This is a genomic window from Streptomyces sp. NPDC045967 (assembly GCF_056430495.1).
Map to the genome: position 1 here is coordinate 1 of NZ_JBWKLE010000028.1, position 21596 is coordinate 21596.

The window sequence follows — 21596 nt, forward strand, 5'->3', positions numbered from 1 at the left end:
AAAGAAGAAAGGGGGGCGAGAAGGGGGAAAAAAAAAAAAAACAAAAACCCCCTGGGGGGGGGGGGGGGGGGGGGGGCCCCCCCCCCCCCCCCGGGGGGGTGGCGGCCCCGTGCCCCTGTCGGCCTGGCGGTCAGGCGGCAGGAATGTTGGGTACGGGAACCGGGAGTGGCAACGGAGCCGTACCGAGACTGGGAATGGTCCAGGTCTGAGACGGCGAGCGGTTGCAGTCGAAGAGCCAGAGCTGGTGGCCGGGAGTCGTGTCGTAGTTGCCGAGGTCGATGCACCGGCCGGAAACGGGGTTGTACAGGGCTCCATTGGCGCGCGGGAGAAACTTCTGGCCGGCGCTCGAGTCACAGCTGCGCAGCTCAATCAGCGTGGTGTTCCCGGTACCGCCCCCTGCGGCGTTGAGGCACTTGCCGTGGGTCTGGATGGTGCCGTCGTTGCGGATCTGGAACTGCTGGGCGTTCGTCCCGTTGCAGCCTGCGATCTGGATCTTGTTGCCGTCGGTGTCCCGGCCGTAGTCGTTGTCGACGCAGTGGGCAGCGGCGCCCGCCAGGTGGATCGGACTGGACGTGCCGGGGGCCGTGACGGAGGCAGCGTACGGGTAGACAGCGAGGTTGCTGACGCCGCCGAAGAAGCCGTTGACCGTCACGTGCGCGGGCTGGCCGTTCTGCTTGTACCGCCCCATGACGAACGGGCCGACAGGGGCTTGGCTGGTGGCGGCGGTGTGGTGGCCGGTACCTGCGAGCATCCCGTTGACGTAGAGACGCATTAGGCCGGTGGTGGCGTCGTAGACGGCGGAGATGCGCGTCCACACCCCAGGGGTGAAGCGAGCCGCGCTGTTCTCTGCGAGGTCGGTCCAGTCGTACTCGAGGCCATCAACGTCACCGCGGGCGATGGCGAAGCGCCACGCCTGGCCGTTGGGGTCCGCGAACAGGTAGAACGCGCTGCTCCGGTTGCCGTCCTGGCTTGCGACCACGCCACCGCTGACCGTGTCGGCCTTGGCCCAGGTGCTGATGGTGAAGCTGCCGCGGGTATCCACGGCCTTGGTCGTGCTCGTGATGCTGGATGCCTTGCCCTGGAACGCCGCATAGGTGGTGGCGCGGCCGCCGATTGCCTCTTGAGCGAACGTGATACCTGCCGGGGTCGCAGGGTTGTTCCCGGCGGGCGCCTTGACGCCGTCGAATCCGACCTCGTCACGGGCCTTGGCACCGGCCAGGCCGGTCAGACCCCACTGGGCGGAGGCCCGGTTCAGGTCGGCCACACTGACGGGGGAGGTGTCGACGCCGGTGACGGTGGGGTGGGAGTCGCCGCCGCTCCCGATGCCGTAGAAGGCGACGAGTTGCTGGTCGGCGTTGACTGCCCAGACGTCCGGGATGTCGTCACCGCTGATGTCACCGTTGGAACCGATGCGGGGGTAGGTCTTCGGGTCGACCTTGCCCGTGATGACGCCTGCCGCCGGGTCGGTGAAACCGGTGAGGTCGGTGGCGCTCTTGACGGTGAAGGCGTGCAGGGTGCCGCCGTCGGTCTTGGAGCGGGCCCACAGAGTCGGGAAGGCCGTGCCCTGGGCGCGTCCGGGTGCGATCAGGTCGTAGCCGTCCCACTTGGTGTCGTTGCCCGAGAGCAGGACCGCCTGGGGTGCCAGAGTGTCGCCGGTGCCGGCGGTGGCGAGCCAGAGGCGTCCGTTCTCGACGAACAGCAGGGAGGTCTGGGGGAGGGACCCGCCGGACTCGCCCGCCACCCCGCCGAACGCCGCGATCTGGGTCACCTTCGCCCAGTCGGCGGTGTACCCGTAGGTGGCGCAGGGAATGACCGTTGTCCTGTCGGACTTCAGGCAGCTGCTGGGCTTCGTGATGCCGGTGGGTGCCTGACCGTCGAACCAGCCGCCGTTGCCGTCATTGGCGTAGACGTACAGGGAGGGGCTGCCGGCCTGGTGGGCGAAGAGGTCGTCGACCGGCTTCCGGTTGAGGTTGCCTCGGTGGGTGATCTGGATACCGTTCCAGTTCCCGGAGTTCCCGGCCGCGGTGACCATTTTGGCGCGGGGCGCGCCGTACGGGTCTTCGCCGCCGCCGATCTTGCGGAGGTCACCCGCGGTGTCGGGCAGCAGGATGTCGGGCTTGTGGTCTCCGGTGATGTCGCCGAAGACGGCTGTGCCCGCGTCGGGGTTGGAGGGGGCGTAGTAGCTGTAGACGAAGGGCTGGGACATGTTGCCCGCGTTGTCCTGGGTCTGCAGGTAGACGTAATTGGTGCCCCAGCGCGGCGGCTGGACGGTGATGGTGGCCTTGCCGCCCGTCAGCTTGGTGATGCCGGGCGCGGTGTCGGTGCACTTCCAGCCGGTGGCGGCCGCCTTGACCGGGTCGGTGGTCCACCGTGCGCAGGCGAGACCGGAGCTGCGACCGCCGCCCAGGGGGGCGGGGTCGGCGCCGGTGAGGGTGAAGGTTCCAGCTTCGCCCGCGTACTTCGGATGGGCGCCGATGGTGCCCGAGGTGGGAAAGTCGGTCGACGTGACGGTGGCCGTCGGCGGGGTGCGGTCGACGCGGAAGAAGCACATCTCGGTGGGGCTGCTGGTGAGCGTGCCGTCCGTGGCACGGGCCTGCCAGCCGTACTGGTGGCCGTCGGTCAGTCCGCCGATGTCGACGGTGACGGCTCCGTGGCTGCTGTTCCAGCCGGCGTCGGCGTACGAGGTGGCCCCGCCGTTGTCGTCGTCCCAGTACTGGAAGCCGGTGTAGAGCTGCTGGCCGGTGGCCGAGTAGGTGGAAGTGGTGAGGGTGACGTTGTTGTTCGCGCCGACCCATCCGGGGTTGTCCCAGGGGTTCGCGGTGCCGGGGGTGCGGCACTCGGCGTATGAGGCGGTGTCCGCGAATCCGGGGGTGGGGCTGGTGCGGGGCCACCAGACGGTGGGGGTGATGTCGTACTCGACGACGATGTGCGGGGTGTTGTTGAACCGCTGGCGGTAGTGCTTCTCGTACTCGTTGTCCGGGGCCAGGCCGAGCGTCACGGTCGGCCACTTGTTCGCCACCGCGGTTTTCACCAGGGACTTCACGTCGAACTGGACGTCACCCGAGCCGGACATGTTGATGCCGGCGACCTTGCTGCAGCTGCTGCCCATGTGCCCGTTTTTGGAGCAGGGCTGCTGGTTCCAGCTCGTCGGGTTGCTGATGTAGCCGGTGGAGTACAGGCCCATCGGAGTGACGGTGCTCGGGCTGGAGGAGGAGACGACGGTCGCGTAGAACGTCGCGTTGATGACCTCGGCGTTGTGGAGCCGGGAGTCCATGCCGATCTGGAAGTAGGCGCGGGTGCGGCCGATGCCGTCGCAGGGCGGGTTGCCTATGTTGTAGCCGCAGTAGCCGGTGGCTGGCTTGTCCTGCCCGTACTGGGTCCCGTTGTACTCGTTGGTGTTCTCGTACGCCTCCTGGACCTGGGCCCATGCCTGGTTGGCGTTGTCGATGGTCGGGTTCCAGCCTGGGTCGATGTACCAGGGGCCGGTCCCTTGCCCGAGGAGAGTGGCGTCGGGGACGAGCTGGATGCCCTGGGCGTCGACGGTCGTGCCGATCGTCTTCACCGCGGCGCCGCTGCCGGGACCGTCGGTGCTCGACGGCATCGAGGTGTCCTCGGCCTCGGCGGATTGCTTGGCAAGGGCGCCTGCGAACTTCGAGGGGGCGGTCGGAGTGACTGCGCCGGCCGAGTCCCACATCAGCGGGGTGGGTGCGGAGAAGCGGGTCTTGCCCTGGCCGTCGGCGGCCTTGAGGTTGCCGGCGCTGTCCGCGCTGACGGTGAGCCCGTCGGCCTCGACGGTGAGCTGGAGCTTCTTCACGGCCGGGTTGGCGGCGGCCTCGGCGGTGCGCACGATCAGCACCTGGCGCCAGCCGCCGAGCGTATTGGCGCTGAGCTCGAGGTCCACGCCGGGAAGGACGGAGGAGTACAGGGCGCTGTCGCCGTTGAGCGAGGGCTGGGGCAGCGGGAAGGGCGCCTTGAGAGCTAGCCTCTTGCCGTCGCTGGTGGTCATGGTGGCCATCGGGCCGGTGCCGCCGCCGGAGAAGGCGAGCTTCGAGGGGACCGCCGCCGGGGTCACGATGCCGTCGGGGGTGGCCCGAAGCGTGGCGTCGACCGTCTGCCACTGGCCGGAGGGGTTCTTGACCCGCTCGGGCACCGGCGTCATGTCCGTGGAGAGCGTGCCGCTCGGCGTGGCGAACGTCCGCGAGACCTCGGTCGTCAGGTGGTTGATGACGACCGGTTTGCCGCTGCTCTTGGCTTGCGCCTTCGCGGTGTCGATCGCGGCGGACTCCACTGAAGGAGGCCGGGGAGTGGGTGCCGGCCAGGTGCTGTTGGCCGGGCCGTGGCCGCGGTTGTCCTCGGCGGACGCGGGCGGCGCGACGATCAGGCCGGCGCCGAGCGAGAGAACGGCCGCACCGGCCACCGGGAGCATGGCGACGCCCGCACCCCTGGCCCTGCGGCCACTTGATCTCGGCTTCCGAGCGGGAAGGGAAAGCAGTCTCACGTTAGGTGTCCCCCCTGAGCTGTGAGACGGACAGAAGTCAGCCGCACAATTCCTTCACGCCTGCAATCCTGTCAACAGTTTGTTAAGTGTCGGCGTCCGTTTTGAACGGCGATCGCCCGACCCGCGACATGGGTGATGTGAGTCACGGCAGCGGAATATGAGCCTCCGATGAAAAATCGAACGAAGTGTGCGTAGGGTGCGCATGATCTGGGCCCGGTCGGCCTTGTTCCAGTGAGTACGTGTCCTGTGGGGGGATCCGGTTGTCTCGTCGAAGTCGTGTTTTCGTGCGCTCGCGCGCCGTCCGTTCGCGTGTCGCGATCGTCTCGGTGTTCGCAGTGCTCTTCTCCGGCCTGGGGGCTCCCCTGGTCACGGCGGCCGACAAACCGCCCAAGGTGTGGGCGCCACCGAATACTCCGCTTCCAGGGGCAAAGCCGGTCAAGGGTTCAGACGCGAAGCCCGCCAAGGAGAGGCCGTCGACCGGTGGCAAGTGGACCCCCGAATCGAACGGGAAGGTTCCTTCCGGGGCGGCGACCGTCTCCGTGGGGGGTGGCGAGGCGGCGCGAACGTCGGCTGACGCGGCCGCAACTCAGGCCGGATCGCTTCCTGTCTGGATCGCACCCGTTAATGGCGCAAAGTCGCCGGTCGCGGGGAAGGGGGCGGGCAGCCTCAAAATCGAGGTGAAGGACAAGGCCAAGACCCAGGCCGCCGGCGTGAACGGCGCCCTCATCGCTCTCACCGGAGACGCGGGCACCGCGGCCGCCGGCAAGGTCGAGGTCGGCGTCGACATCTCGGCGTGGGCGAAGAACAACGCCGCAAACTGGGGTGCCCGGGCCCGCCTGGTCCAGCTGCCCGCATGCGCCCTGACCACTCCCGGCGCACCCGGCTGCACCAGCCGTACACCGGTTGCCTCGCACCGGGACTCCTCCGGACGTCTCGTCGCGGAAGTCGAGGTTTCGAAGAAGGCCGCCGCCGCGGCCTCCGTACTGACGCAGAAGCCCGACACGAAGTCCACTCCCGAACAGGCCCCGCAGGTGCTCGCCGCGGACGGCATCGCCCTGGGCGTGGAGCCGGGCCCGTCCGGCAACCTCGGCGACTACTCCGCCACCCCGCTGCTGCCGTCGGCGTCCTGGCAGGCCGGAGCCAACGCCGCGAACTTCACCTACGGCTACACCGCTGAGGTCCCCTCGGCCATCGCCGGGGCGGCGCCGAGCGTCGTCCTGGGGTACGACTCCTCCTCCATCGACGGCCGTACGGCGTCGACGAACGCCCAGTCCGGCCTGATCGGTGAGGGCTGGGACTGGCACCCGGGTTCGATCTCCCGCTCCTACAAGGGATGCAAGGACGCGGGCATCGCCGAGTCCGGTGACGAGTGCTGGGCGGGCGACATTCTGTCGCTGTCCCTGGCCGGCCACGCCGGTCAGATCGTCCGCGACGACGCCACCTGCGTCTACCGCCTCCAGGGTGATGACGGTACGAAGATCGAGCGCCTGACCGGCCAGCGCAACGCGGCCTGGAAGGGCGAGGGCTTCAAGGTCACCACGAGCGACGGCACCCAGTACTACTTCGGTTCCAACCGCCTGCCCGGCGGCGACGGCACCGACCCCGAGGCCAAGTCCGTCTCCACCGTCCCGGTGTACTTCAACAGCGGCCAGGACAAGTGCCTGGGCGCGGACACCCCGGCCAACGGCACCTATCAGCAGCTGGGCTGGCAGTGGAACCTCGACTACGTCGTCGACCCGCACCATAACCTGATCTCCTACCGCTACGAGCAGGAGAACAACTACTACGGACGCGGCGGCGGCCAGAACAACGGCAACGGCACCCCCACCCTCTACCAGCGCGCCTCCTACCCGACCTGGATCGGCTACGGCCAGCGCCTGCCCGACCAGATCACCGCCAAGGGCAAGGCCAACACCGCCGCCCAGATCTGGCTGCGCACTGCCGACCGCTGCTTCGAGACGGGCACCGCCTGCGACCCGGCCCAGCGCAAGACCAACCCCACAGCGTGGGGCGACACCCCGGTCGACCAGGAGTGCGCGGCCACCGGCCAGTGCCTGAACCTGTCGCCCACCTACTTCTCCACCAAGCGCATGACGGCCATCGACACCGAGGTCCTGGGCACCGGCGGCTACCGCAACATCGACTCCTACGCACTGAAGCAGCGCTTCGAGCCCTCGGGCGACGGCACGGCGCCGACCATGTGGCTCGAGTCCATCCAGCGCACTGCCACCAACGCCCGGACCAAGCAGACCGTACCGGCCGTCTCGTTCACGCCGCTGCAGATCCCCAACCGTGTGGACGGCGTGGTCAAGCGACCCAACGGCACCGATGCCGGCGCCTCGAAGTTCAACCGGCCGCGCATCCAGACGATCACCACCGAGACCGGTGGCCAGATCAACGTCGTCTACAAGGCCCCTGAGTGCTCACGCGTCAAGGGCACCATGCCCGCGGCCGCGGACAGCAACACGATGGCCTGCATGCCGGTCAAGTGGTATCTGCCCGGCCAGTCCTTCCCCGACCCGGTCGACGACTGGTTCCACAAGATCGTCGTCCAGTCCGTCACCCAGCAGGACAAGGTCGGCGGCCAGGTCAGCGTCATCACGGACTACGAGTACGGCGGCGGCATCGCCTGGCACCGCAACGACTCCGAGTTCACCGACCCCAAGACGCGCACCTGGGACCAGTTCCGCGGCTACGCCACCGTCACCACCCGCACGGGCAGCGGCAACAGTGCCGAAGCCCCGCGCACCAAGTCCGTCGCCACCTTCCTCCGGGGTATGGACGGCGACGTCCTCGCCAACGGCACCAAGCGCTCCGTAAACGTCCCCGACGCGCACGGGGGCACCATCAAGGACCAGGAGCAGTTCTCAGGGTTCGTCCGCCAGACCGAAACCTACGACCGCGACGGCGGCACGGTCATCGCCGACGAGGTCTCCAACCCCCTCCTCGGCGAGAAGGCCACGGCGACCCGTGCCCAGTCCGGCGGTATGCCCGCCATCACCGCCTGGGTGATGAACACGGACAAGGTCACCAGCCGCGCCAAGCTCGCCAACGGCACCTGGCGCACCAGCGAGCGCACCTCGACCTACGACAAGACGGCTTTCTCCCGGCCCCTCCAGGTCGACGACAAGAGCGACCTGGCCCGTCCTGACCAGCGCCTGTGCACCACCTTCACCTACGCCGACGGTCCCGGCGGCGCCCTGACCCAGCTCGCCTCCCGCACCCTGGTCCTCAAGGGCGCAGGTGGCTGCGCCCAGACGCCGAACGCGGCGAACACGGTCGGCGACACCCGCGCCTACTTCGACAGCAAGCCGCTCGGCCAGGCCGACACCACCGCCGACCAGACCGGCACGGAGGTCCTGGAGAAGTACGACGCCGCCGGCAATCCGGTCTACCGCCTCAACGTCACCTCCACCTACGACGTCTACGGCCGCGTCAGCACCTCCACCAACAAGGTGCGCAAGGATGCCGCGCACCCGGACGGGGCGGTCACCAAGACCGAGTACCGGGCTCTGCCCAACGCCCTGCCCTACGAGGTCACGCACACCAACCCGCTGGGCTGGAAGACGGTCACCACCCTCGACACCGGCCGCGCGATGCCGCTGAAGACGGTGGACGAGAACGGCCACGTCGCCGAGCAGACCTACGACGCCCTCGGCCGCGTCATCGCCGTCTGGCAGCCCGGCCAGGACAAAACCGCGGACCCGCCGGTTCGCAAGTTCTCGTACAGCATGAACGGCACCAACGCGCCGACGACCGTTCTGAGCCAGACGCTCATGAACGACGACTCCTACATCTCCAGCTACACCATCTACGACGGCCTCGGCCGCATCCGGCAGACCCAGGCCCACACGCCGTCCGGCGCCTACGGCCGCATGGTCACCGACGCGCTCTTCGACTCGCACGGCTGGCAGGTCAAGACCAGCGCCCCGTACTACAACGACCAGGCCGCTCCTGGTGGCGCTCTGTTCCTGCCCAACGGCGGCGTCACTCCCGACAACCACATCCCCGCCCAGACGGTCTCCGTCTTCGACGGCCTCGGCCGCCCCACCGCCTCCGTCTTCCAGTCCTTCGGCATCGAGCAGTGGCGCTCGAAGACCGAGTACCCGGGAGCGGATGAGGTCCGCAAGATCCCGCCGGCCGGCGGCTACGCCACGGCCAGCATCAGCAACGGCACCACCTCCGTCCTGCGCCAGTACAAGACCAACACCCCCACCGGCACCGACTACGACGAGACGACCTACGAGTCCAACACGCAAGGGCAGGAACTGAGCCGCAAGGACTCCGCTGGCAACGAGTGGACCTTCGCCTACGACCTCCTCGGCCGCACGGTGAAGACCACCGACCCGGACTCCGGTACCGCCGCAACGGTCTACGACGACAGCAAGAACCTCGTCACCGTCACTGATGCCCGGGGCAAGAGCGCCACCACCGTCTCCGACATCCTCGGCCGCACCACCGCCACCTACGAGGGCACGGCCGTCGACCCGGCCAAGCAGGTCGGCGCCTTCACCTACGACACCAGGCCCGGGGCCCTCGGCAAGCCGGCCACCACCACCCGCTTCACCGGCGGCGCCACCGGCAACGCCTACGTCTCCGAGATCACCGGCTACGACAGCGGCTACCGGCCGCTCGGCACCAAGGTCACCATCCCGGCGGCCGAGAAGCAGCTGGCCGGCACCTACGAAACGAAGAACACCTACGACAAGTACGGCCAGCTGAAGAAGACCGAGCTGCCGGCCATCGCGGCCGCCGGACTCGCCGCGGAGACCCTCACCTACAACAGCAACATCGCCGGAAGCTTCACCTCCCTCGACAGCACCATCAACGGGCAGATCACGCCGTACGTCGTGGACATGCGCTACGACCCCTACGGCCGGGCCATCCGCACCACCATCGGCGACACCGGCAAGCAGATCGTCTCCACGGTCGACTACGACCTCGCCACCGGTCGGCCCGTCCGCTCCACTCTGGACAAGCAGACCGCCACACGGGCCAGCGTCGACGTCGTCGACTACACCTACAACCGCGTCGGTCAGCTGACGTCCATCAGCAACACGCAGGACGGCGCCGCCCGCGACCTGCAGTGCTTCACCACCGACTACCTCGGCCGCCTCACCCAGGCGTGGACCGACACCGGCACCACCACCACGGCCCCGCAGCCCAGCGTCCGAGGCATCGGCGGCTGCACCAACGCCACCGGCCCCAAGGTCGACCTCACCGGCAAGCCGAGCGTGGGCGGGCCGGCCCCGTACTGGCAGCAGTACGAGTACGACAAGATCGGCAACCGCACCAAGCTGGTCAAGAAGGACGTCACCGGCAACACCGCCAAGGACACGACGGTCACCCAGACCTTCGGCACCGGACATAACACCGGTACCGGAACGGGCGGCCCGCACGCCCTGATGAAGTCCACCGAGACCAGCGGCAGCACCAGCCCCAAGGTGACCTCGTACACCTACGACGCCACCGGCAACACCACCTCCATCACCAGCGCCCCCGGCACCAAGACCCTGACCTGGAACGACCAGGGCAAGCTCGACAAGATCACCGGAACCGGCGAAAGCGCCGGCACCAGCTACCTCTACGACACCGGCGGCAACCAGCTCATCCGACGCGACCCCGGCAAGACCACGCTGAACCTCGGCACCGACCAGATCACCCTGGACACCGCCACCAGCAAGGTCTCCAACGTCCGCACCTACGGCGCCCCCGGCGGCCTGTCCGTCACCCGCACCACCACCGCCGGCGTCTCCAACCTCGCCTACCAGTCCTCGGACCACCACGGCACCAACGGCGTCCAGTTCAACGCCACCGACCTCGCCCAGGTCCGCCGCCCCGCCGACCCCTTCGGCAACGAACGCGGCACCCAGCCCGCACCCGGCACCTGGGCCGGCGACAAGGGCTTCGTCGGCGGCACCAAGGAGCAGTCCACTGGCTTTACCCTCCTCGGCGCCCGCGAATACGACCCCACCACCGGCCGCTTCATCAGCCCCGACCCCATCATCGACGCAGGCGACCCCCAGCAATGGAACGCCTACGCCTACTCCAACAACGACCCGTTCAACAAGTCGGACCCCAGCGGACTGGCGTACAAGTGCGAACAGGGCGAATGCGGCGGCTCTTCGTACGTCAAAACCCAAACCATCAAATATCACGAAGAGACCAGCAGCCCGTCTCCCGCTAAAACGCTGAACAGCGCCAACAACGAGGTCACCAAACTCAAGAAGAAGCGCGAGGAGCTGAAGCATGCGGTCGTCGACCTGGTCATGGACCTGATCGGCTACAACGACGCCCGTGACTGCTTTACCAAGGGCGACGTGATGGCCTGTATCAACACGGCCCTCAACTCGGTTCCCTGGGGCAAGCTCTTCAAGGCCGTCAAGATCGGTATCAAGGCGTTCCAGATCTACAAGGAGATCAACAAGACCTACGACGCTCTCAACGCCGCCGAACGTAGGGCGTCCCAGGCCATGGAAGCCTTCACCAAGGCCAAGAAGGCAGACTCCGAAGCAGCCGAGGCGGCCTCGAAGGCAGCCAAATCAGGCGACGCGAAAGCCTCCAAGGAATCAGCCAGCGACAGCGCCGGCACCGATTCCAAAGCAGGCAAGGGCGAAGCCGACGCGGAAGCCAAGGGGAGCGGCTCTGACACCAAGAGCAGCTCCGGTAGCTGTGACGTAAAGACCAACAGCTTCCCCACGGGAACCAAGGTCCAGATGGCCGATGGCAGCACCAAGGCCATTCAGGACATCGAGGTCGGCGACACCGTGATGGCCACGGACCCGCAGACCGGTGAAACCCGGCCGAAGCAGGTCACCGCCACCATCACCACCCCCGACGACAAGGAATTCACCGACCTCACCCTCACCGACGACGCAAGCCCCCGAGGGCCGCCCGTCGCGATCACCTCCACCTCTCACCACCCCTATTGGAGCGAGACCCGCCGCCAGTGGGTCGACGCCGGCGACCTCACTCCCGGCGAACAGCTCCGCCAGCCCAACGGCACCGCCCTCACGGTCCAGACCACCCGCGACTACCCGTACGTGGTCACCACACACAACCTCACCGTCGACGACTTCCACACGTACTATGTGCTCGCAGGCGCCACTCCCGTCCTCGTTCATAACTGTGGCGGTACTGCCACCGTTTCGTATGACCCCGATATGGGGTCTACCGGGCATGCCATAATTCGCATCGATATGGCCGACGGTCGATCGCAGATTACTGAGCAGGTAATCAATGGAATTCCCGCCAGGCCGGGCCAGTACAACGGGCTTCCGACCACAGGTGCGCACGCGTTCCCCGAAGACCTCGGCCCTAACACGAGGAGTCTTACCTTCGACTTGCCGAACGCAGAATCTGCCTACGCGGCTCAGGGGAGGACCATTGATGCGGACCTCGGAGCGTACGACGGAATGGACAATAGTTGTGTGACCTATTGTGTTGACATCCTGCGGGCTGGTGGGGTCAACCTCCCGGAAGGGCGCCGCGGGATGGCCGTGCTACGAGGAAGGATGAACAGAGGGTGAGTCAAGCAGGTGGGCCGTCTGAGTACGTCAAGGTCTTGGCGGAGATTATCGTCAGTCCGAGGGTTGGCGGACTGCATCTTCGTCGAGTCGGTGAACTTCTCGTCGCACGCGAAGAACTGAATGAACGGTTCCTGGATGCCGGTAGGCGTAAATTTTCGGATGCCGAGTTCGACGACATCGTGATCAAGTCGTCAGATTTTGATGACGAATATGTTCGAATTTGGCGGGCCTGTGAAAAGGCGACTCGGGAATGGCGCCACGTTGAAGGTCTGCCCGCATTGGCCCTTGCGCTGAAGCAAGCCGCCGATTTCTATCGTGGGGTTGCAGCCTCTGCCTGACGCTGAACAGAAAAGGAAAGCGAGCGGCCCCACCGGCTTTATTCCGGTGGGGCCGCTCGCGTGTGCTGTGGGCGCCTGACGGCAGTAGTTGACGGCAACGTCAGCGGATAGGTGCTGCACAGAGCGGCGGTTCGCCGCGGTCGTCGGGCTGGCTAGTGGCGTCGTCGGAGCGCTGGAGGGCGCGGCCGAGGAGGTCGATAGCGTCGCGCTGGAGCCGGAGTCGGACGTAGGCGTAGACGGTGGCGGTGACGCCGATGCGGGCGTGGCAGAGGAGTTTCTTGATCACAACAAGTTCGACGCCCTGTTCGAGGAGCAGGGTGGCGGTGGAGTGGCGGAGGTCGTGGAAGCGGATGCGGCGGACGTGGCGGATTAAGGGGCCTGACAGTCAGCCCTTTTCAACCTCGGTCTGGCCTGGTCAGGTGCAAGTAAGGACGGCCTGTACCAGGGTGGTGATGCGGATGATGGAACACCTCAGCTCCCGCAACTCGACCAATGCGGCGCTGAATCATTGGTCATCAGCGGCTGGTTCTGCGTCGTAGGGCTCGAATTCGATGTAGTCGAGGGGATCCTCGTCGCGGCGTCCGAGCGGGGGCAGGCCCTCGGTCGCGAACCGGCCGCGCAGCCACTCCAGCAGGGTTTTGGTGAGGTCGGGGTTGAGCGGTGGGCCTTGGTCGGCATGGCGCGGTACAACGATCAGTGGCCAGTCGTCCGGCGTGGCACCTCCGGTCAGCCAGCACAGTTGGTCGCCGTCGATGGAGTCGGCGAAGGGCAGGAACCTCCCGGGCTCGGGATAGACAGCCAGGGGATGATACTCAGGGAACTCGGCTCGCTGCCTCTGGTAGGTCTCCGCGTACCACTCGGCCCACGGTGCGAGTGCGTACTGGTCCTCGCCGAAGGGGATGCTGAAGCGCAGCCAGCCGCACCAGGAGCCGGCCCCGTACCGCTCCATCAGTTGTATGTACTCGCCGGGCAGACGTGTACCCAGCCGTTCGTACAGCCAGTCCCAGTTGTGCTGACCGAGCGCGGGTGTCTCCGGCGGCGGGACGAGTGCGATCAAAGTCTCCAGCCCGTTGCCTGTGGTGAGCGCCGCCCGCTGCTGAGCGGTTGGCTCCGGTCGCCGAGACGGCGGTGTCCACGGAGTGTGCTCCAGGTCGGTTTGCATGCCACTTCGGGCGGCCACGGGGCGCATGCCGTCGGCCACGAGACGGGCCAGCGTCGGCACGAGCGGGGTCGCGAAGCGCCGCCAGGGGTCGCGGCCCGCGTTCTCGTCATCCTGACAGTGCATGACGACCGGCCACTGGTCGGGGTCGTCGGACGCTGTGGTGTCCCAGTAGAGGGTATCGGCGGTACGGGTGGCTCCGAAGGGAAGGACGCCGGGAGCGTCACGCCGAGTCCGCTGGACCCAGGCCCCATAGTCGAACCAACCGCGGTTGACGCATGGCATATGAAGCCAGAGCCAGGAGCCAATGTCGAGTGGGCCGTACGCGGCGGCGATGGCCTTGTAGTCGGCGGGCAGGCTCGTCCCCAACCAGGACTCGACTGCCGCCCAGTCGACAGGTACGGCGTAGTCGGCCGGCGGATCGCCGAAGATCTCGGCGAAGGCGTTGACGTGCGGATCTGAAGCATTCACGGGTCCATAGACCTTTACCGGGAGCGAACGGGTGTTGACCGGGAGGGCGGGGAAGCACATGAGCTTCTCCCAACCTGCGGCAAAGACAGGGTGGTTGGGCTGACAATGTGGTGAAGCCCCTGGTAGATGGGTTTTCGACCAAGAGAACCGTCTCCACCAGAGGCTTCGCATGCTTGTCTACCCGTCGGGCGTCGACGTGTCCAGTTCTGCCCTACACTTCCTGTCCACCCGTCTGCGGCAGCACCGTCGCGCGATCGGCTCCCGCTGGCGGCGTCTGAGCGCCGGCCGGCAGGCCCTGCTCACGCTCGCCCACCTGAGGGTGGGACACACGTATGCCCAGCTCGCGGCCGGGTTCGGAGTCGGAATCACGACCGCCTACCGGTATGTCACCGAGGCTGTCGAACTCCTGGCCGCCCTCGCGCCCACCCTGACGGACGCGATACGGGCCGCGTCGACGAAGGCGTTCGTGATCCTGGACGGCACGCTCCTGCCGATCGACCGTATTGCCGCGGACCGGCCTTTCTACTCTGGGAAACACAAGAAACACGGCACGAACGTGCAGGTCCTCACGGATCCCTTCGGCCGACTGCTGTGGGCCTCACCGGCCCTGCCCGGCGCCGTCCACGATGTCCGCGCGGCTCGCGAACACGGCATCGTTGACGCCCTCGCCGAGACCGGCGTCCAGTGCTGGGCGGACAAGGCGTATCGGGGCGCCGGCGGCACGGTCCGTTACCCCCTGCTGGGGTCGCTGGGAAAGCCTTTCCACCGGTCAGAAGGCCGTAAACCGGTCCCATGCGAAAATCCGCGCACTCGTCGAGCAGGCCATGGCGACCCTCAAAGCCTGAAGGCTCCTCCGCAAACTCCGGTGCTCGACCACTCGCTTAGGTGTTGGAGGGGGTGTCTTTCCTGGTCTGATCACGGAATGCCTCTATAAGGCGCTCCAGGCACATCCTGCGGCCGGCAACGTGCTCGCCCGGGTGCAGCAAGATCCCCGCCGCCGCACTCTCCGGTGGGCTGGCGGCGCTCGCGGAGGCCCACCAAGGTGCGTTCGAGCGAAAGGTCTCGGCCGTATCGGGGCGGTGGCCGGGTTCCGTGGGCGGGTCGCGGCTCTGTTCTAGGCTCGCGAGGAGGGATTGGTCTTGTGTGGGCGGTGGAGGGGGAGGGGCTGTGGCTACGTTGTTGGGGCATCAGGAGCTGGAGGCCCGGGTTGAGTTCCGGTCTTTCGGGTTCCAGGAGTCGGACGACAGTGTGGTGCCGGTGCCGTTCCCGGACGATTTCCGGTGGGGGGTGTTCCTGCATGGGCACGTCCGGCGGTTCGACGTGTTCAGCGCGGGCCATACTCACACCGCCTCGCTTGCCGTCTGGGTGTGGGACGGCCGGCCCGATGCTGAGGCCGGTGGCTGGGATGAGCAGGCTGAGACCGATTTCGAGTCGGTGACGGGTGATGTGGCGGTGTGGGGGGCGGGGCGCTCTGAGGACCTGATCCGGCTGGGGCGGCCCGGGATGTGGAGGGTGCGGGTGTGCTGCGCGGGGAGGGCCGAGGTTGAGAAGGTGACCCGGTCGGAGGGCACGGCGTACGGGGTGGAGCGGTACAGGATCGATTTCTGGCCGAAGACGGACTGAGCGGCGGGGCGGGCCCAGCGTGGGCGGACCCGCCCCGCCGCGTGTGTGTCAGGTGATCTTCACGATGAACCCGTCTTCGAGGCCGTCGATGATGCGGTTGTTGTTGTAGAAGCCGCGCAGCAGGGTTCCGGCTGCTCCGTTCTCGGCGCCGGGTACGGGCTGGACGGAGAAGTTGTTCTTCTCGACGTGCGGGTCGTACTCCTCGACCGCGGAGCCTTCGTAGGTGGAGGCGAAGGGGAACTCGTCACATTCCTTACCGCCGTCGGTGTAGTTCGCGCCCCAGTAGCGCTTGCACTCCCGTACCGCGACCGCCCGGTTGCGGTCGTGGCGTTTGGTGTCGAGGAACAGGCGGTGCAGCGGCTCCTGGATCGTGTCGCCGGGCACGTTCTTGAGCGCGTTGAGCGGCTTGGTCGCCGTCGGGTTCGCAAACGCCTGCTTGATGTGTTCGGCGACCGCCTTCTCGGGCGCGGCAGCCTTGGAGCTGTACTCCAGCGTGGCGATCATGCTGAAGGCGGCTCCGCCCTTGTTGGCCGGGTTGCCCGCCCCGGTGGAGTTGCGCAGGTAAGACGCGGCGTCCCAGCGGGGGGCGAACATGAACGGCTTGCCGGTCTTGGGGCTTTCACCCACCCACCCGGCGGGAAGCGTGGAGGTGACCGCCGGCTGATAGACGGCGGCGATCAGGTCCGCGGCGCCGGCTCCCGTTCCCTGGCCGGGCGCGTATCGGACCGAGTGCGTGTAGTGGGAGCTCGACTGCATCTCCAGCCACGTCTTGGTGACCGGGAGGGTCTTGCCCACCACCGGGGTCGCGGCGGCGGGCCAGTCCTGCGCGACGTCTCCCTTGAGGCCGATCTTCAGACCGGACACGCCGGTGCTGCCGACCGCGGTGAAGTCGGTGACGTCGTAGTCGAAGTAGATCGTGCGGTCGGCTTCCCTGGGAACGGTGCCGCGCACGTACACCGTGTAGGAGCTGGTTCCCACCGCGCCGTTCTGCTTCTCCCACACGGTCGTCACCTTTAATCCGGTGCAGACGGCGAACCGGGACTTCACGTAGACCTGGGACGCACCGGCCAGGTTCTGCTTGCACTCCTGCAGCGTTACCGCCCGGGCGGGTTCGGGATAGGACACCGCTGCCGGCGACATGAAGGAGGGGGCCGAGCCGGTGCGCGCGGGGGCGACGGCGGCCGGGGTCGTCGCCTTGATGCCGTACGAGGCAGCAGGGCCAACCACCTCGAGCGGTGTCGTGGGCGCCGCGGCAGCGGCATCCGCCGTGGACAGCAGCTGGGCCGCGCCTCCTGTCCTGAGCTGTTCAAGAGAGGGGACCGCGGCGGACGGGGCGAGCATGAACGTACGTGCCTGTAACCGCTCGGCGCTGTCGGCCGCCGACGCGGTGCTGCTCGTCGGCAGCACGACGACAGCAGTCAGGGCGGCCAGGAGGGCCAGGCGCGCGCGACTGGCACGTGATGTGGAAGTGATGGTTCCCCCAAGGACTTTGGTGACTGGATCTCACTCGGAACCTCCATAGATATCGAACGTGTGGTCGCATCGGGAACCCGATACGACACCTATGGCGTGATCCGTCCACGCCATTGGCTGATCACCGGAGCCGAGGGCCTGCATCGGCCTGAACAGCGTTGCGCGGACCGGCAGGCGGCCGTCACCAGACCGCGGTCCTACCGCCCGCCGACAGGGCGGGCAGATCCGCTCTGCCCCGTGAGATTTCGGCGCGCTGCAGTATGCGCCGCCGCGGCGCGCCGACCGGCATACGGACGCTCTGGCCTGTGGGTATGCGCTAGGCGTGCGCGGGCGCGTGGGGCCGCGCATCAAGCGGATTCGACCGCTCCGGAAAGTTTTCGAAAGTGCCCTGAACGTTTGGGGGTTGTTTTCGCTTGGCTGATGAGTAGGAGCCGGTTTTCGGGTCGGGTCCTGGCTGCCGGACCTGGGGGGAGGCATGCCTGTCTGTCTACTGATCCGCTGGGAAGGACTCCGTTCGACGTGAACAGCACCGAGCCCCTCGTCCTCGCGCTGATAGCCGCGATTGCTGTGCGGGTGTTCGCACCCGAGGTGGTGAGAGATCTGCGGCGCCCGCTGGGCGCCGGTGTCCGGGTCGGCGCGGCCGAGCTGTCCGCAAGCCGCCCTTTGTATGGCCCTGTGGTTCGTCAGCACAGGATCGGGTTCGCGCGCTTGGACGGGCCTGGGGAGCAGCCGTGGGGGAGTTCATGACCGACGCCGAGTACGACCCCTTCGGGGAGCAGGCCGTCTCCAGCGAGCTCGCCGGTGTCATGCCGGTGGAGTTCGCCGCCTTCCACTCCCAGAACCATCGCGCCTACCTCGAGTACGCCCACCTCGAACTCGGAGGTGAGGCCGCTCCTGTGGTGGTGGAGGACGTGTTCACCTTCCTCCTGGCGGTGTGGCCCGACGCGCTGCTCGAGGCCAATCTGCAGGCGTTCGCCTGGGCGCAGCTGCGCGAGCACGTCGAGCGCTACCGCGCCCGTCAGGTCGTTCCCGTCGCCTTGGTGGACACCGCCCGCTACGCCGCTTTGCGCCGCGGTTCACGGCGGAGTCTGGAGCTGATCGAGTCCCGTTCCGGTGTGTATGAGGCGATCGCGGAGCTGCCCGACCGGCACTACGACGTCGTCCTGCTCACCTACCTCCTCGGATTCGACACCGCGCAGGTGGCGCACCGGATGGGTATCGCTGTGGGGACGGTCCGCTCCCACCTGCACACCGCGCGCCGCACGCTCGCCAAGAAGATCGGTATCGACTTGACTCCCGGAGAGGAGAAAGACCTGTGAATGACATGATCCGCAACGACGCGGACGCCGGCAGCGAACTGGACGAGGCTCTCCAGGACGCCCAAGTCTTCACCGACGAGTACGCCTTCTACGATGAGGACGCCGCTCGTCGGCGGATCGCCCGCCGTATCGCCTCCGCCCGCACCAGCCGCGCCCTGAGTGCGCCGAAGGCCTCCGACGCAGCCTTGGCGCTGTCGCCTGCGGCCCGGCCCGGCAGCCCGGCCGACCGCAAGCTCGTCCTGGACGCGGCCTGCAATGTGCGGGCCGCCCGCACCCTGGACACCATGGCCCGCGCGCTGGTTGACAGCCCCACCTTCACCCGCATCGCCCTGGACGCCGATGCCTGGCCCCACAGCCAGCCCTCAGCGCTCCTGTTCGCCAGCCTCCTGCACCTGTCCGGCCGCACCGAGGCCGCTCAGTTCTGGTTCCAGTACGCCGCCGGCGCCGGTTCCGACACCGCTGCCCGCGCCCTGTACCTCCTGCACCTGTCCCGCGCGGAGATCACCACCGCACACCACTGGCACAACCAGCCCCCAACCCCCGGCCCCCGCGAGGAAGTCCCGTCCCTGCCGTCCCTCGCGACCGTGGAGGACACCCTCCACGCCTCCATCATCTGGACCTCCCCACCCGTCTCCACCACCAAGATCACCCCCACTCCGCCCACCCCACCCCACCAGCGCGACCTCCCCGCCCCCATCCGCTACGCCCTCGATGTCGCCACAGCCGAGGAGCACGAGGAACTCGGCGACATCTACACCCCCACCCCCCGCCTGGCCTCCGCACTGGCCCGCTGCGCACGCCTGGACCCCGCCGGCCTTGCCGCGGACGCCAAGCCCGGCGCCCGCATGGCCAAGCGGCCCAAGCGGCACCAGCCCGTCAACACCCACCTCGAGTCCACGCAGCGCGCCCTGCGCGTCCTGGAGGTCATCCACCGCTATCCCCAAGGGGTGTCCCGGACGCAGATCGCCCGGGAGACCGGCCTGCCCCAGCTCTACCTCGCCCACGCGATCGAGCACCTGGTCCGCACGCAGCTCGCCACCCCGATCGCACCGCGCGTCTACGCCGCGGGCTCTTCTCTCAAGCTCGCCGACGCCGGCCGAAGCGGCGGGGCGCTGCTGCGCGAGACGCTCGCGTTCCTGCGTGACGAGGTCGGCGCCGCCGTCTACGTCGCCTCCTACACCGACGGCGAGGTCTCCATCTCCCAGTACGCCGACAGCCCCACCGCGCCGGCGGTCCACGAGTGGGTCGACTTCCGCGAGGCCGCCCACGCCTCCGCCGTCGGCAAGGCGCTGCTGGTCCAGCTCGATGACGTCGAGCGCCGTGACCACCTCGGCCGGCACCGGATGGAGGCATTTACCCCCCACACCATCACCAGCCCCGACGTCCTGTTTGCCGAGCTCGACACCCGTGACCCGGGCGAACCCCTCCTCGATCTGCAGGAGTACGCGCTGGGCACCCTTTGCGCGGCCGTCCCCATCCGTACGGGGCCCGACCCCGAATGCGTGGCACTGTCCCTCCCCTCCCCGGACCCGCAAAAGCTCGCCCAGGCCGCCCGGGTCCTGCGCAACGAGGCGATCGCCGTCCTGCTGGCGCTGCTCGTCGGAGGCAGCAGCCCGTCCCCGCCCGCGGCCAGCGGCATCCCCTGCGTGGTGATCCCCCACTAGGGGGAAACAGTGCCGCTCCGTATGGCGATAGGTGGCGTCGCCCGGATCTGCCCGAACAGCGTGAAAAAACAAGGAGGCGGACGAAGTGGCACCGGCTGGGCCTGTTGCTGGGGCGCGCCCCCTCTGCCTGCTGTCTTCCTCCAGGTGCAGGTTCGGCAGGCATCTGCCCGCGGGTCTGCTCCTGGCCCGATCGGTCCAGGCTTGTGGGAGGTAGTGCCGGCCTGCCTGCCGTGTCTGCAGGAGGAGGGAGGCCTGTGGGCCGACGCTCTGGTGCGAGGCGGTTCCCGTTGCGGCAGCCGCAGCCCAGGGAGCCCGGGAGCCGGTCTCAGGACGGTAGTGGCGCACAGCCTGGCGCACCGTGCCGCGGAGGACTAAGCGCGACGCACAGGCCGCGCCTGCCAGCAGGTGGTGCGGCGTCCTGGCGGCCGGGCTAACGCCGTCCAGCCCCCTCACATGAGGGGGCTGAAGCAGGGATCGTTTCGCGATGGCTTCGGGGACATCACGAAGCCGAGACGGCTGTGCACGGGGGAGATGCGAGGGCCTATCAGCCGCTGCTGGACGCCTGTCGGGCATCGCGAGGGACGAAGGCAGGCCGTGGTGGGGAAGGGGCATGCCGGGACGGACCATCGGCGCGTGCGGCTGTGCCTCGCTGGTGCGGGGCGGGCTTGGTGCCAGCCCTGGCCAGGAGCGCAGGCATGGCGTTGCCTTGACGGGGCGGGCAGGTCACCGCTGGGGCAGGGGTGTGCACCGCGTACGAGGGTGGCTTAGGCAGGGCCCATCAGTGACGGCCGGCGCCGTGCGGTTCGGTGCGGGGAGGCCTTCAGCAAAGGGGCGTGCCGGCTTCTATGGCCGGGGAGGGCGCTGGCGCGGTCCGCTGCCGGGATGCAGCTGAGCGGCCCACTTGCGGCGTTGCCTGCCGGGCCCCGCCCAGCTGGAGGCCGCATCCGGCCGTCGCCTGGTCCGGGACCTGGCCAGCACGCCTGCCGACAACGGGCGAGGCTGCGCGGCGAAGCCGGCACAGGCCAAAGAGGCGAACGTGAGCAGAACCAACTGTGGCTCCAGCTGTGTCATCGCAGTCCCTTTCGTCGCACCGTCGTCGGCCTCGGCGTTAGCGGCCGGCCGGATCCCTGCTGGTCGAGCCTGGTTTCTCTACGTCGGGGCGGCACGCAACAACGCTGCGCACCGCGACCGTGGCCAGGGCATTTGGCCAGGTTGGGCGGCGCCTGTCCGGGTCAAGTAGGGCGCCAGAAAGGTTGGACTTCCGGCTTCTTCCGTCAGTCCGAGGCCCCCACTGTCCCGGACACCGCAGTTGGGCGGCAAGCTCGCACGGCTCATCCGTCCGGCGGCGAACCTCCTGCAAAAAGGCCGCGCAGTCGGCCCTTTCCACCTGCATTTTTCAAATTATTTCAAATCCTTTCTTGCGTGCAAAAAAGAACTCGCCGGAAGGGTGCCATAACGCCCCACTGGCCTCCTCTGGAGCCGCATTCCCGAACGCGGCCGTTGCGGCTTGTCAAGGGAATTT

Annotated in this window: 8 protein-coding genes and 2 pseudogenes; 6 read left to right on the top strand and 4 right to left on the bottom strand. The window is 68.0% G+C overall.

Going from position 1 to position 21596, the window contains the following annotated elements:
* Positions 1-130 precede the first annotated feature (130 nt).
* Complete coding sequence (locus tag AC07FY_RS31325) at positions 131-4426, bottom strand: ricin-type beta-trefoil lectin domain protein (protein ID WP_479013280.1); 4296 nt, start codon at positions 4424-4426, stop codon at positions 131-133.
* 749 nt (positions 4427-5175) lie between these two features.
* Between AC07FY_RS31325 and AC07FY_RS31330 the strand changes: the two genes are divergently transcribed.
* Together AC07FY_RS31330 and AC07FY_RS31335 are read left to right on the top strand one after the other, a co-directional pair.
* On the top strand, positions 5176-12027 hold the full coding sequence (locus AC07FY_RS31330; RefSeq protein ID WP_479013283.1) for a polymorphic toxin-type HINT domain-containing protein: 6852 nt from the start codon (positions 5176-5178) through the stop codon (positions 12025-12027).
* Positions 12024-12365: a hypothetical protein gene (locus tag AC07FY_RS31335; RefSeq protein ID WP_479013286.1), complete on the top strand. Its 342-nt coding sequence runs from the start codon at positions 12024-12026 to the stop codon at positions 12363-12365. The genes AC07FY_RS31330 and AC07FY_RS31335 overlap by 4 nt, the downstream gene beginning before the upstream one ends.
* Positions 12366-12465: 100 nt before the next feature.
* Here the strand turns inward: AC07FY_RS31335 and AC07FY_RS31340 are convergent.
* A pseudogene (locus tag AC07FY_RS31340) lies at positions 12466-12726 on the bottom strand (tyrosine-type recombinase/integrase); the annotation flags it as partial.
* A gap of 144 nt (positions 12727-12870) precedes the next feature.
* Positions 12871-13995 (bottom strand): SMI1/KNR4 family protein, encoded by a 1125-nt coding sequence (locus AC07FY_RS31345; RefSeq protein ID WP_479013289.1) that lies wholly within the window; start codon positions 13993-13995, stop codon positions 12871-12873.
* Between the two features lie 169 nt (positions 13996-14164).
* Here AC07FY_RS31345 and AC07FY_RS31350 point away from each other — a divergent pair.
* Positions 14165-14837 (top strand): annotated as a pseudogene (locus AC07FY_RS31350) (transposase family protein); the annotation flags it as partial.
* Between the two features lie 325 nt (positions 14838-15162).
* Positions 15163-15618, top strand: a complete 456-nt coding sequence (locus tag AC07FY_RS31355; protein ID WP_479013291.1) for a hypothetical protein — start codon at positions 15163-15165, stop codon at positions 15616-15618.
* Positions 15619-15666: 48 nt separating this feature from the next.
* Here the strand turns inward: AC07FY_RS31355 and AC07FY_RS31360 are convergent, their stop codons facing one another.
* Positions 15667-17025, bottom strand: coding sequence for a NucA/NucB deoxyribonuclease domain-containing protein (locus tag AC07FY_RS31360; RefSeq protein ID WP_479013294.1), 1359 nt, complete (start codon positions 17023-17025; stop codon positions 15667-15669).
* Between the two features lie 797 nt (positions 17026-17822).
* On the opposite strand from AC07FY_RS31360, the gene AC07FY_RS31365 reads away from it, so the two are divergent.
* Together AC07FY_RS31365 and AC07FY_RS31370 are read left to right on the top strand one after the other, a co-directional pair.
* The gene (locus AC07FY_RS31365; protein ID WP_479013297.1) at positions 17823-18410 is read left to right on the top strand and encodes a sigma-70 family RNA polymerase sigma factor; all 588 of its coding nucleotides are present in this window, start codon (positions 17823-17825) and stop codon (positions 18408-18410) included.
* 5 nt (positions 18411-18415) lie between these two features.
* Positions 18416-20074 (top strand): IclR family transcriptional regulator, encoded by a 1659-nt coding sequence (locus AC07FY_RS31370; RefSeq protein ID WP_479013385.1) that lies wholly within the window; start codon positions 18416-18418, stop codon positions 20072-20074.
* Positions 20075-21596: the final 1522 nt, after the last annotated feature.

Bases quoted from the DNA above. Each gene is read 5' to 3' on its own strand.
- AC07FY_RS31370 (WP_479013385.1), top strand. From the start codon at position 18,416: ATGATCCGCAACGACGCGGACGCCGGCAGCGAACTGGACGAGGCTCTC.
- AC07FY_RS31325 (WP_479013280.1), bottom strand. From the start codon at position 4,426: ATGCTCCCGGTGGCCGGTGCGGCCGTTCTCTCGCTCGGCGCCGGCCTG.